The following is a 12,333-nucleotide window of genomic DNA, read 5'->3' on the forward strand; positions in this document are numbered from 1 at the left end:
GCGCACGGGTCTGACAATCGCGTCCCTACGCGGCCGCGGCGCGGCGGGTGAGCCGCAGGGTGAGGCCTTCGGGCATGAGGGTGAGGCGCTCGGCGACCCGCAGGCGGTAGCCGGGGTCGGCGTGCAGGTCGTAGCGGCGCAGGAGCAGACCGAGGACCAACGTCGCCTCGTGCAGCGCGAACTGACGGCCGATGCAGGCCCGCGCGCCCGTGCCGAACGGCTTGAAGACATGGGCGGGCCGCGCACGCACCGCCGCGGGGGCGAACCGGTCGGGATCGAACTCCTCGGGCCGCTCGCCCCACGCCGCCGGGTCGCGGTGCAGCAGCGTGGCAAGGACGAGCGCCCAGCCGCCCGCGCGGACCGGATGGGTGCCGCCGATGGTGGTGTCGTGCAGGGCCTGGCGGGAGAAGCCGGGCGCTGTCGGCCACAGCCGCAGCGACTCGTCGAGGACGCGGCGCAGATAACGGAGCTTGGCGACCTGCTCGTACGCGGGTTCCTCCGCGTCGCCCCAGACCGCGTCGACCTCCGCCTGCGCACGGGCCAGGACCTCGGGGGAGCGCGCGAGATAGTGCAGCGCGAACGACAGGGCGCCCGAGGTCGTCTCGTGCCCGGCGACCAGGAAGGTGATGACCTGTCGGCGGATGTTCTCGGCGGAGAGCCGCTCGCCGGTGTCGGGGTGGGCGACCTCCAGCATCCGGTCGAGAAGGTCGCCGTCGCCCGGCCCCGATGCGGCGCGGCGGGCCGCGACCACGTCGTCGACGGTGCGATTGAGGTAGGCCATGTCGGCGGCGTTGCGCCGGGTCGCGCCGCGCAGGAGCAGCGGGGCGAGCGCGGGCGGCACGACGTTGCGGCGCTGGGCGTAGGAGAGCGTGCCGACCATGGCCGTCACGAAGGGGTGCGGCCTGGACCGCTCGAAGGAGCCGAAGTCGTGCCCGAAGCCGGTGCGGGCGATCGTCTCCAGGGTCAGCTTCGTCATGTCTCCGGGCACGTCCACGGACCGGCCCGCCGACTCCCGCGCGTCCCAGCGGTCGGTCAACTGCCGGGCGACGTCCAGCATCAGCGGGTGGTAGCCCGCCATCGCGTCGCGGCTGAAGCCGGGCGCGAGGATGTCGTGCGCCAGCTGCCAGTTGGGCTCGTGGTTGTACGCGGTGAACAGGCCGTCGCCGGCCACCGGCCGCAGATTGGCGACGCCCAGGCCCACATGCTTGGCGAACCTCGACTCGTCGGCCAGCTCGGCCGCGAGCTCGGCGCCCCAGACGAAGACGATCTCCTTGCCGAAGGCCTTGCGGCGGAAGATGGGCCCCAGGCTGCTGCCGATGCGCATCGAGTCCTGCACGGGCGTACGGACGTGGGCGCCGAGGACGTCACCGATCAGGGGCAGGCGGCGCGGCGGATGGGGGATGAGATCGAGGCGCGGCCACGCGAGCTCGGCGCTGCGGAATCCCCTCGGGGGCTCAGAGGACTGAGGGGGCCCAGAAGGTTCCGCAGCCCCAGCAGCCCCGGCCGTCCCAGAGCCCCCAGCCGACCCAGCACCCTCCGCCACCTGCGATGTCTGCGACACCTGCGCCATGTGTGCCATCTCCCTTGTGCCGCAGACCCGTTGAGCCTGTTGTACGCGGATTCAATAAGGCCTTCCAGTCTGGTCCCGCTGTTGAATCCACGTCAAGTAAGGTGCTCACATGGTCGCGAACCCGCAGGAGCGCACGCGCCGCAGACTCAGCACCGAGGAGCGCAGGGAGCAGCTTCTCTCGGCAGGGGCGCGGCTCTTCGCGCAGAATCCGTACGACGACGTGTGGGTCGAGCGGGTGGCCGAGATCGCGGGCGTCTCACGCGGACTGCTGTACCACTACTTCCCGACCAAGAGCGATTTCTTTGCCGCCGTGGTGCAGCGCGAGAGCCATCGCATGCTGCGCCTGACGGCGGCCGTGCCCGGAGTGCCGGTCCGCGACCAGATCGGCACGGGCCTCGACACGTTTCTCGCGTACGTCGAATCGCACGCCGAGGGCTTCCGCGCCTTCCACCGTGCGGAGGAGACGGGCGACGCCACGGTCCGCAGGATCTACCGCGAAGGCCTGGCGGCCCACGAGGACCAGATCCTGGAAGCCCTGGCCGCGGACCCCGAGACGGCGGCCACCACCCACGACCTGCCCACGCTGCGCCTGGCCGTGCGCGGCTGGCTCGCCTTCATGGTGACCGTCTGCCTGGAGTGGCTCGAGGAGCCGGAGCTGCTGCCCCGCGCACAGGTGCGTGACCTGTGCGCGAGGGCGCTGCTCGGCGCGATCGCGCCCTGAGGTGTCCCCTCGGGGTCAGGCGGCGGTGAGCCGGCGGATCTCGCGGGGGCGTGACTCGCGCTCGTCGTGGTCGAGATCGAGCCCGGCCGCCTTGACGGCGGCGAACGACGCCGCGAAGGCGTCCTCGGACTCCCATTGGACGATCGAGACCACCGCGTCGTCGGACACCCAGCAGTCGGCCGAGAGGCATCCCGCCGTCCGCCGGAACTCCTCGGCGACCCGGTGGACGCGCGCGATGAACTCCTCCTGATACGCGGCGTGCGGATAGTGGTTCGCGACCATGCCCACCTTCATGAGGCTCTCCTTGTGAGATCGGCTCGTATTGCGGTGCTGCGCAGCCTCAAAGTAACCTACATACATGTCTGTATGTGAAACAGGATGGCGTGGCGATGACAGCACGGCCTGAGGGTGTTCGCGAGAAGCAGGCGGACCGGCGCGCCCGGACCAGGAGCGCCCTGCTGGAGTCGGCCGCGCGCGGGTTCTCCACGTACGGGTACGGAAACGTGGCTCTGGAGCGGGTGGCCGCCGACGCGGGCTACACCCGGGGCGCCCTGTACCACCTGTTCGCCAACAAGGAAGACCTGGCGCTGGCCGTGGTGGAGTGGGTCGAGGAGACCTGGAACGCCGAGGTCGGCGGGCCGGCCGCCGAGGAGACCGACCCCGTCGATGCGCTGCTCGTGATGGCGCGGGGCCACGCCGTCTACTGCCGCCGTGACGTGGCCCGCGTGATGCGGGCGCTGTCGGTCGAGTTCTCCGGTCAAGACCACGCGGTCGGCCGGGCGCTCGCCGGAGTCGTCGACCGGCTCGCCACTGGATGCGCCGACCGGATCGCCGCCGCACAGGAGAGCGGTGCGATCCCACCCGGGCCACCTCCCCGTGAGGTCGCGCTCGCCTACATCGGCACCCTCGAAGGCCTGGTGAGCAGCCTCGCCGGGCACGTCCCGCACGACGTCGAACTGGTCGAGAGGGCGGTACGGGGCCTGCTGGGCCTGCCGCCCGAGGCCTACACCGTCACGGAGGTCCAGGAATGAAGCTGCCGAAGACCGCGCACACGTCACGCCCCTGGCGGATCCACGAACTCGCCCCCGACTTCCAGGTGGAGGACGTCTGGGCGCTGCCCACGCCGGGCGGCCCCGACGAACTCCCCAGGCTGGTGTCACAGACCGTCGGCGGAGACTTTCCCGAGGGCGCGCCGCTGATCGTCCGCTTCCTCTGGGCCGCCCGGTGGAAGATCGGTGCCGTGCTCCGCCTCGACCGCCCGAACGCCGGGATAGGCGCGCGCGTCCCCTCGCTGAAGGACCGGATGCCGGACGACCTGCGGGCCGCCCCGAAGGGGCCGGAGTCCGCCGACTTCCCCTTCGCTTCGCTGTACTTGCTCAAGGACGAGTGGGCGGCGGAGCTGGCCAACAAGACCGTGCACACGGTCATGCACCTGAGCTGGGTCCCGGACGGATCCGGCGGGTACCGCGGGCAGATGGCGGTCCTGGTGAAGCCGAACGGCTGGTTCGGCGCTGCCTACATGGCCGCCATCAAGCCGTTCCGGTACCTGATCGTGTACCCCGCGCTGATGCGTGTCATCGAGCGCGCGTGGCGAAAGCAGGGCGACGAGGGACGGCCGCCGGTGCCTGCGCCCCAGCCGTGAGGCGGGCGCCGAGCTCAGGCCGCCATCGCCGGCGGCCGCGTCACCGCCACCACCCGTCCGTCCGGCAGTAGTTCGCCGGTGTCGTCGAAGACGATGGTGCCGTTGCACAGCAGGCTCCAGCCCTGTTCAGGGTGGGCCGATGTGATGCGGGCCGCGAGGTGGTCGGGGCTGTCGGCGGGCGGGCACGAGGGCTGGTGGGCGCACATGGTGTACCTCCGGGTGAGGGTCGCGAACCTTGTGCGCGGCCCGGTCTTGTCTCGGTTTCTCCTTGCGTGAGTGAAGACTCCGCAGGAGCCGCCAACTCATCGTTCGGAGAGGCTACTTGTCACCTCGGGCAGGGAGGAAACCGGCCCGGAAGTGCGCCAGGAGTGTGGTACGTGACGTGGCGTCAGGGTCCGTCAGGCGGCCCGCCGCCCAGAGGAAGAAGTCGTCCGCCTCCGCGTCGATCCAGTCGTACGTCGGGTCGAAGGGGCCGGGATCCGGTGCGGGGTAAAGGAGTTCGAGGACCGTCCCCCGAGCGCCGTCGACCGTGAAGCGTCGGGTTCCGTCCGGCCCAGGCGCCTGATGAACCGTCACTGTGGCGCAGTCCCAGCGGCATTGGCCGTACTGCAGCCAGAGGACCGGTTCGCCGTCGGACGGGTCGGCGTACAGCGCCGCTGCCGCCTCCCCGCCCGCGGTGACGAAGCCGTGGCAGCGGCCGGACGCGGGGGAGAGGAGACCCGTTCGGGGATCCAGGTCCCACGTCCGGCCGTGGCGGTCGTAATCCTGAAGCAGCATGGAGGTCAGACGCGCGGCGGGATGCCGAGTTCCTGGTCGACGGCCGCGCTGGTGCGGGTCGCCGCCTCGATGACCTTCGCCCAGCTGCCGTACTTGGCGAACTGCTGGTCCGCGGTCGGGCCCAGCGGGTTGCCGTACTTCTTCATGTTCCGCTCCTCCAAGGCCTGTACCGCTTCGGGGGACATCCCGGCGCGGGTGATGTCCTTGGCCTCGTTGCGCATGTCGACGAGGACGCGGGCGATCTCCTCGTCGGAGCGGCCCTCCTCGTGCATACGGTCCGCCACGCGCTCCATGGTGTCCAGCAGCCGGTGGTAGCTCAGCCGCACCTCGCGCGCCCGCTCGCGCTCCTCCGGGCTCATCTGCCGGATCAGGCAGACAGCGGCGTCCTTGCTGGTGCACGGCTCGTCGGGCGCGGGCGGCGGCGCCAGCAGCCTGGTGGCGGACGGCGCGTGCTGCACCAGCGCGTCCGCGTGGGCGTGGGCCGGGGCGAGCAGGGTGCCGCTGAGGGTGGTGAGCAGGGGGAGCAGGAAGAGGACCACGAGGCGGGGGAGGATCCGCTGGGGGATCCGGGGGGTCCGCTTCGTGGTCGGGAGGACGGGTACGGCGGGTGGGGCGGAAGCGGCCATGAGACGGGCACGCACGTAAGGACTCTCCTTCGCCTGGGAGTTGGGGCGAAGGGGACATTACGGCTCGATAACGGCCGCGGGCTGCCACGCTCGCGGCGCGTACGGGTGACGTGCCCGACGCGCGGCGAAACGCCGCCTCACCGCACCGCGGCCGCCTCACCGGCGGCAGGCGGCCGCAGGCTCAGCGCGTGCAGCGCCAACTGCATCTCGAACTGCGCCACCGGATCGTGCAGCCGGTCACCGAACACCTCGTCCAGCTGCCGCAGGCGGTAGCGGACCGTCTGCGGGTGCACGGCGAGGCGCGTGGCCACCTCGCTCGCGTTGTGCCCGCACCGCAGCCAGCACAGGAGGGTCTCGGCGAGGCGCTCCCGCTGCGGCGAGCGCACCTCCTTGAGCGGCAGCAGATGCCGCTGCGCGAGCGCGTCGATCAGCGCCTCGTCGTGGAAGAGCACCAGCGTCGCGAGATGGTCGGCGCAGTGCAGCAGGCCCGCGCGGGGCAGGATGCCGCGCCGGGACAGCTCAAGGGCGTCAAGGGCCCAGCGCAGCGAGCGCGCGCCCTCGTGCAGCGCGACCGTGGGACCGATCACCGCGCGCAGGCCCTGCAGCGCGGCGGCGATCGAGCGGGCCCGCCCCGGGCCCTCCGGGTCGGGCACCACGATGCAGCCGGGCTGTTCGGAGAAGCGCGCGAGGAACTCCGGAGGCACGATGGGCCTGATGGTCTCCGGGGTGAGGGCGTGGTCGATGACGACGACGGCCACCTCGCGCGGGATGGGCCACTGGGCGGTCTGCGCGAGATCGGCGATGGCCTCCGCCGAAGCGGGAGGATCGGCGGTCAGCAGGTCGATGAGGCGGGCCCGGCGCTGCTGCAGCTCGCCCGCCGCGTGCAGCCTGGCCTCGGTGTAGCCCGCGGTCGTCGCCGCGGCCATCTCGTCCAGGTGCAGGAACAGCGCCTCGCCGAAGGCCGCGAGGACGTGCCGGGGCAGCAGGTCGGCGTCGACCAGGGCGTTGACCCGGCGCCAGGTGACGCGCGCGCCCAGGCGCAGCGCCGACTGGAAGGAGTCGAGGCTGCGGCCCTCGTCCGCCTCGCCCCTGCCGATGTTCTGGTACGTGGCCTTCACCGACTCCCAGTCGGTGTCCGGGTGTGCCATCCGGGCCAGGAACCCCTCAAGGGCCTGCTCCACACCCCGGTTCACGACGTGCATGTACGTGTCGTCGGTCGGGCGTGCGTACTCCGGTATCTCCGTGCGGATGGCCCGCACCACCTCCGATGTGATGTCGTCGAGAAACGGTCTCACGTGATCGTGGAGGCCCGAGGGGAAGGCTCTGAACGCGGCGTACGACTCCTCTGCCGGGGTGCCCGCGGACGCGGGTGCGCCTGCCGGGGGTGTGCCGGGGGGCAGTGCCGAACCGTTCACCATGGCGTGCTCCCTCTGCGCGCGGGGGACAAAGGTTTGGTGAAGATACCGCCGGGGATGCGTGGCGGCCCGTCAAGGACGGACAGACATGATGCTGCCTCTCGTCACCCGGGTGACAAGAGGCAGCGCGTGCGAACTCGGTCACGGAAGCAGGCAGTTGCCGAACTCCGGCTTGCCATCGAAGCGGTCGCCGAGCCACTTGACCGCGTCGTCCTTCGCCAGTTGATCAGTCGTCAGGTGCTCACCCGGATACACCTTCCACTGGGTGGTGATGTTCGCCTCGCAGTACGCCTTGCGCGTCGCGTCCTCGGTCTCGACCGGGATGACTTCCTCCAGCGCACCGCGGTACTGAAGGACGGGGAAGTCGATCTCGTACGTGGCGCCGGAGCCCGCCCGGCCGATGCCGACGCCGAGCTTCTGCGCGTCGACGACCTCGCCCCACGTCCTGCCGTCCGTGCCCTTGAGCGCGTAGAGCTGTTCGAAGCTCAGCCGGTCCTTGGTGTTGTCCTCGATCTTCTGGCCGGCGAGGGTCGAGATCGTACCGGCCAGACAGTGCGACCTGGCCTTCTTGAGGGTCTCCTCGCCCTGGCCGTTCATGAGCTCGTCGAACGGCATCCGGGGGTACGCGGAGGACAGGCCGAGCACGGCGTCGACCATGAAACCCGCGAACGGGCTGCCGTTGAGCGCCTTGGCGACCACCTTCAGATCGCCCGGCACACCGCCGGACGCGTCCCCGGCGACGTCGAGCTCAGGAGCGTACGAAGCCGCGAGCTGCGCCGCCCACAGGCTGGCCGCACCGCCTTCGGAGTAGCCCCACAGGCCGACCTTCGTCCTCGGGTCGAGGCCGCTGCCGGGGATCTCGGGAGCGGTGCGCGCGATGTCGAGGAGTGCGTGACCGGCGTCGGCGCCGGAGACGTACGGATGGGTCTGGCCGTCGAGATAGCCGGCGCCGTCCGTGGCGGCGACGGCGTATCCGGCCTTCAGGAGCGCCGCGATGTTCTCGCCCTCGTACTCGTCCTGGAACGCGCCCGCGAGCTGCTTGGAGAACGCGCACTGCGAACCGAGCCCCAGCGTCCCGGGGTTGAAGGCCACGACGGGTCGGCTGCCGCGTCCCTTCCACTCCGCGTCGGGCACGGCGACGGTGCCGGATACCGCGACCGCCTTGCCCGCGTTGTCCTTCGAGCTGTACTGGACCTTCCAGGCGCGCATCGGGATGTCGCCGGGCACGTGGGGGAGTTCGGTGGCCCGGCAGGCGATGACGCTGCCGGGGTCGCTCGGCACGCCGCCGGGCACCTGGTAGATCCGCTCGTCCGGGGCGTCGCACGCCGCCGTCGCGTCCGGGGTCGCGGCGGCGCCCGCGGTCAGGGTCGGCACGCCGAGGCCCAGACCCGCAAGGGCGACGGCCGCGGTCAGCGCGAGCAGCCTCTTCTTCCGTTTCGCTCTTGGCCTGCGCACGGGTGCTCCTTCGGTTCGAGGGGGCCCTCGATGGGGCGTTCGAGGGGGGTCGCTGTGCACGCTGTGAAGTTACGGAGCAGTAACCAGGCCTTGATAGTCAGTGGAACCACAGCCCGTCGCGCCGGAACTGTGCGTGGGGCACAAGTGACGACCCGCCCTCCTGCGCCACGATCAGGTCATGACCGAGCCACAGGTGACGGCCCAGGACCCACGACCTTGGCTCCGTTTCTACGCCGCCGGGGTGCCGCACCGTCTGCGGGTCCCCGACGTCACGCTCCCCGACCTGCTCGACACGGCGGCCCGGCGACACGGCGGCCGGTCCGGCTTCCGGGGGTTGCACCGCGCAGTGGGCGCATGCGCCGAAAGGCTGCGGACGCTGGGTGTCCGGCGCGGCGACCGGGTGGCGCTCGTCCTGCCCAACTGCTCGTGGTTCGCGGTGGCGTGGCATGCGGTGCTGCGGCTCGGGGCCGTCGTGGTGGCCGTCGATCCCGGGGCTTCCCCGCAGGTGCTGAGGCATCAACTGGCCGACTCGGGCGCGGTATTGGTCCTTGCCGCCGACTCCGCGGGGGAGCGGCTCGACGCGGTGCGTGGTGACACGTGGGTACGGGACGTCGTCAGCGTGCCGGTGGGCGGGCAGTGGCCGGGGCGCGGCCGTATACGGAAGCCGGTCCGGACGAAGCGGGTCGTCCGGTCCCAGTCGGGCGGTGGCGGGCCCGAGCCGGGCGGCGCCGGGCCTGAGGCGGGCGGCACCGGGCCTGAGCCGGGTGATCTGGCCGTCCTCGCGTACGTCGCCCCTGAGGGGCCCGCGGCGATGCTCACCCACGCGAACCTGGTCGCGGCGGCCCATCAACTGGCCGTATGGCACCCGCAGTTGTGTGGTGGCCAGGAGACCGCACTGGCCGTCACGCCCCTGTGGCGCCCGCACGGGCTGCTGTTCGGGCTGACCGCCCCACTGCTCACCGGCGCGCGTACCGCCCTCCTGCCGGATCCCGACCCGCAAGCACTCCTGCGCACGGCACGCCGCCGGAAGGCGACCCTCCTGGCGGCCGAACCCGCAGACTGTCGAGGCCTCCTCCAGCGCCCCGCCCACGAGTTGGAGGCCCTCGGCACCGTGCGGACCTGGCTGACCGAGACGCTGGACGCCGGGACCGCCGACCGGATCCGCGGCTCCGTCGACGCGGTGCTCGTCGAGGGCTACGGCGTGCCGGAAGCCTCCGGCGCCGTCCTCGCCAACCCGCGCGGGGCCAATGCCCGCCCCGGCACGTCCGGCCTGCCCCTGCCCGGCACCGAGGTCCGCATCGGTCAGGAGGGCGCCCCGGAGGTCGAGCTGCCGCCGGGGTGCGCCGGTGAACTCCTGGTGCGGGGGCCGCAGGTGTGCGCGGGCTACTGGGGCGACCCTGCGGCGACGGCGCGGCGGCTGCTGCCGGGCGGGTGGCTGCGTACGGGCACTCTCGCGGTACTGGGGCCGGACGGCTACGCGACCGTCATCGGCGACGTCAGCGACATGAGCAACACCGGCGGCACCCGGGGCCTCGCGTCACACCCCGTCCAGGAACGCCCCCGTCCGTGACGCGCTGGCCCGCGCGATCTCCTTCGGCGTGCCCTCCGCCACGATCTCGCCGCCCGCCGCGCCGCCTTCGGGGCCCAGGTCGACGACCCAGTCCGCGGCGCGGACGACGTCGAGGTTGTGCTCGATGGTGATGACGGTGTTGCCCGCGTCGACCAGGCGCTGCAGGACGCCGAGCAGGCGCGCCGTGTCGGCGGCGTGCAGGCCGGTCGTGGGCTCGTCCAGGAGGTACAGGGTGCGCCCCGTGGCCCGGCGGCCCAACTCCTTCGCGAGCTTGACGCGTTGTGCCTCGCCGCCGGAGAGGGTGGTGGCAGGCTGGCCCAGCTGGAGGTACCCGAGGCCGACGTCGGACATCCGCTGGAGCCGCGTCGCCGCCCCCGGCACGGCGGCGAAGACCGTCAGCGCCTCGTCGACGGTCATGCCGAGGACCTGCGCGATGTCGTGACCGCCGTACAGCGCGGCCAGCACATCGGGCCTGAAGCGACGGCCTCGGCAGGCCGGGCAGCGCACCTCCACATCGGGCAGGAAGTGCATCTGCACCGTCAGCACACCCGCGCCCGTGCACCGTTCGCAGCGGCCACCCGCCACGTTGAAGGAGAAGTGCCCTGCGGTGAGACCCCGTTGACGTGCGTCGGGGCTCGCGGCGAACGCCTCGCGGATCGGCGTGAAGGCGTCCGAGTACGTCGCCGCGTTCGACCGCGGCACCCGGCTGATCGCCTGCTGGTCGATGGTCACGACCTTGTCGATGTGCTCCCAGCCCTCGATGCCGTCATGGGCGCCCGGAGCGTCGTTCGCACCGTGGAAGCGCTGCCGTGCCGCACGCCCCAGGATGTCGAGCACCAGCGACGACTTGCCCGAACCCGAGGGTCCGCTCACCGCGACGAGCCGCCCCAGCGGCAGTCGCGCCGTGACGTTCTTCAGGTTGTGCGCCCGTGCCCCGCGGATGACCAGCTCGGCACCGGACGCGGGCGCCCGCAGCGCGGGAAGCGGCATCGCGAGGCGCCCGGACAGATGGTCGCCGGTGACCGAACCGGTGGTGGCCGCCACTTCGTCCGGCGAACCGGCGGCCACGATCTGCCCGCCGTCGCGGCCCGCTCCGGGGCCGACGTCGACGACGTGATCGGCCGCGCGCAGCACATCGAGGTCGTGCTCGATGACCAGGACCGTGTTGCCCAGGTCGCGCAGGCGGCGCAGGACGTCGACCAGGCGGGCGGTGTCCGCGGGGTGCAGGCCGATGGTCGGTTCGTCCAGGACGTACAGCACACCGGTGAGTCCCGAACCGAGCAGCGCGGACAGGCGAAGGCGCTGGGTCTCGCCCGCCGACAGGCCGGGCGTGGCACGCTCCAGGGTGAGATAGCCGACGCCGACGTCGACGAGGCGGCGCACGCGCTCGCGCAGATCGTCCACGATCGGCTCGGTGACCTGCCACGCCTCGCCATCCGTGACATGCGCCCGCAGTCCGTCGATCCACCCGGCGAGCTCGTCGAGGGGCAGGCGTGACGCGTCGACGATGGTCAGCCCGGCGACGGTGACCCGTCGGGACTCCGGACGCAGACGGGTGCCTTCGCAGTCCGGGCAGACGTCGTTGACGAGGAACTTCTCCGCCTTCTCGCGGTAGGCGGCGTCGTCGATGCGCTCGGCGTAGCGCCGCAGCATGTTCGTGACCACGCCCTCGAAGCGGCCGCGGGCGACCGTCGACGGCGGTGCGGCATCGGGGAAGTGGCGGCGGAACTGCTCGCTCTGCACGCCGTGAAGAAGCAAGTCCCTTTGGGGTGCGCCCAGTTCACGTACGGGTGTGTCCGCGTCGAAAGTGAAGCCGTAGTGCTCACCGGCGGCGCGCAGGATCGGGATGTTGCGTGCGGTCAGGACGGGGAGCCAGCCGAGCACGGCGCCGCCCGCGACGCTCAGGGTGTCGTCGACCAGGCGCTTCACATCGGCCTGGAAGACGGTGCCGATGCCGGTGCAGGTCACGCAGGCACCGGCGGGTTTGTTGAAGGAGAAGGTCCCCATCACCATGCCCGGGACCGACGTCCCGCAGTGCGGGCAGGGGAGTGCGGGCTGTTCGTCGTCCGGCGACGCGCCGTCGGCGGGCTCGGTGCCTGACGGCTCGTCGTCCCAGAGCTCGTCGCCGCTCACGCGGTACGCGGGCGGGACGTCCTGCCCGCATGCCGGACACGGGCGGTGCCCGATGCGCGCCCACAGCAGACGCAAATACGTGAAGACCTCGGTGACCGTGCCGACCGTCGACCGGGGGCTGCGGTTGGTCAGATGCTGGTCGACGCTGATCGACGGCGAGAGGCCGGTGATCGAGTCGACCGCGGGCTTGCTGACGAAGGTGGTGACCAGGCCGAGCGACTCCAGATACTGCCGCTGACCTTCCCGGTGCAGGGTGTCGAAGGCGATCGTCGACTTGCCGGAGCCGGAGAGGCCGGTCAGGACGACGAGTTGGTTCTTGGGGATGGCGAGCGAGACGTTCTTGAGGTTGTGAAGGCGCGCGCCCTTGATGCGGATCGAATCGGTGGTTGCGGTGCTGGCATCCATGGCTTCGAGTGTTCCATTG

12 protein-coding genes are annotated in these 12,333 nt (G+C 71.8%); 4 read left to right on the top strand and 8 right to left on the bottom strand.

The window, feature by feature from the left end; all coding sequences use genetic code 11:
* Positions 1-25: 25 nt before the first annotated feature.
* Positions 26-1,570, bottom strand: a complete 1,545-nt coding sequence (locus AC07AG_RS29880) for a cytochrome P450 (protein WP_478759225.1) — start codon at positions 1,568-1,570, stop codon at positions 26-28.
* Between the two features lie 109 nt (positions 1,571-1,679).
* Between AC07AG_RS29880 and AC07AG_RS29885 the strand changes: the two genes are divergently transcribed.
* Positions 1,680-2,291, top strand: coding sequence for a TetR/AcrR family transcriptional regulator (locus tag AC07AG_RS29885; RefSeq protein ID WP_478759226.1), 612 nt, complete (start codon positions 1,680-1,682; stop codon positions 2,289-2,291).
* A gap of 15 nt (positions 2,292-2,306) precedes the next feature.
* Here the strand turns inward: AC07AG_RS29885 and AC07AG_RS29890 are convergent, their stop codons facing one another.
* Positions 2,307-2,585, bottom strand: a complete 279-nt coding sequence (locus tag AC07AG_RS29890; protein WP_361041776.1) for an antibiotic biosynthesis monooxygenase — start codon at positions 2,583-2,585, stop codon at positions 2,307-2,309.
* Positions 2,586-2,680: 95 nt separating this feature from the next.
* Between AC07AG_RS29890 and AC07AG_RS29895 the strand changes: the two genes are divergently transcribed.
* Together AC07AG_RS29895 and AC07AG_RS29900 are read left to right on the top strand one after the other, a co-directional pair.
* Entirely contained in the window at positions 2,681-3,322 is a 642-nt protein-coding gene (locus AC07AG_RS29895; protein WP_478759227.1) for a TetR family transcriptional regulator, read from the top strand.
* Complete coding sequence (locus tag AC07AG_RS29900) at positions 3,319-3,933, top strand: DUF2867 domain-containing protein (RefSeq protein WP_478759228.1); 615 nt, start codon at positions 3,319-3,321, stop codon at positions 3,931-3,933. The genes AC07AG_RS29895 and AC07AG_RS29900 overlap by 4 nt, the downstream gene beginning before the upstream one ends.
* Positions 3,934-3,947: 14 nt before the next feature.
* On the opposite strand, the gene AC07AG_RS29905 is transcribed toward AC07AG_RS29900, so the two are convergent.
* The 5 genes from AC07AG_RS29905 to AC07AG_RS29925 form a co-directional block, all read right to left on the bottom strand.
* Positions 3,948-4,139 (bottom strand): DUF5999 family protein, encoded by a 192-nt coding sequence (locus AC07AG_RS29905; protein WP_478759229.1) that lies wholly within the window; start codon positions 4,137-4,139, stop codon positions 3,948-3,950.
* Positions 4,140-4,251: 112 nt separating this feature from the next.
* Positions 4,252-4,710 carry a hypothetical protein gene (locus AC07AG_RS29910; RefSeq protein ID WP_478759230.1) on the bottom strand — a complete coding sequence of 153 codons (459 nt, stop codon included), beginning with the start codon at positions 4,708-4,710 and terminating at the stop codon, positions 4,252-4,254.
* A 5-nt stretch (positions 4,711-4,715) separates the two neighbouring features.
* Complete coding sequence (locus tag AC07AG_RS29915) at positions 4,716-5,351, bottom strand: hypothetical protein (RefSeq protein ID WP_478759231.1); 636 nt, start codon at positions 5,349-5,351, stop codon at positions 4,716-4,718.
* Between the two features lie 122 nt (positions 5,352-5,473).
* Entirely contained in the window at positions 5,474-6,754 is a 1,281-nt protein-coding gene (locus tag AC07AG_RS29920; protein WP_478759232.1) for a PucR family transcriptional regulator, read from the bottom strand.
* 138 nt (positions 6,755-6,892) lie between these two features.
* Positions 6,893-8,206: a lipase family protein gene (locus AC07AG_RS29925; protein ID WP_478759233.1), complete on the bottom strand. Its 1,314-nt coding sequence runs from the start codon at positions 8,204-8,206 to the stop codon at positions 6,893-6,895.
* Positions 8,207-8,384: 178 nt separating this feature from the next.
* On the opposite strand from AC07AG_RS29925, the gene AC07AG_RS29930 reads away from it, so the two are divergent.
* Entirely contained in the window at positions 8,385-9,776 is a 1,392-nt protein-coding gene (locus AC07AG_RS29930) for an AMP-binding protein (RefSeq protein WP_478759234.1), read from the top strand.
* Here AC07AG_RS29930 and uvrA read toward each other — a convergent pair.
* Entirely contained in the window at positions 9,744-12,314 is a 2,571-nt protein-coding gene (uvrA, locus tag AC07AG_RS29935) for an excinuclease ABC subunit UvrA (RefSeq protein ID WP_478759235.1), read from the bottom strand. The genes AC07AG_RS29930 and uvrA overlap by 33 nt on opposite strands.
* Positions 12,315-12,333 lie beyond the last annotated feature (19 nt).

It is taken from the genome of Streptomyces sp. NPDC044044 (genome assembly GCF_056434405.1).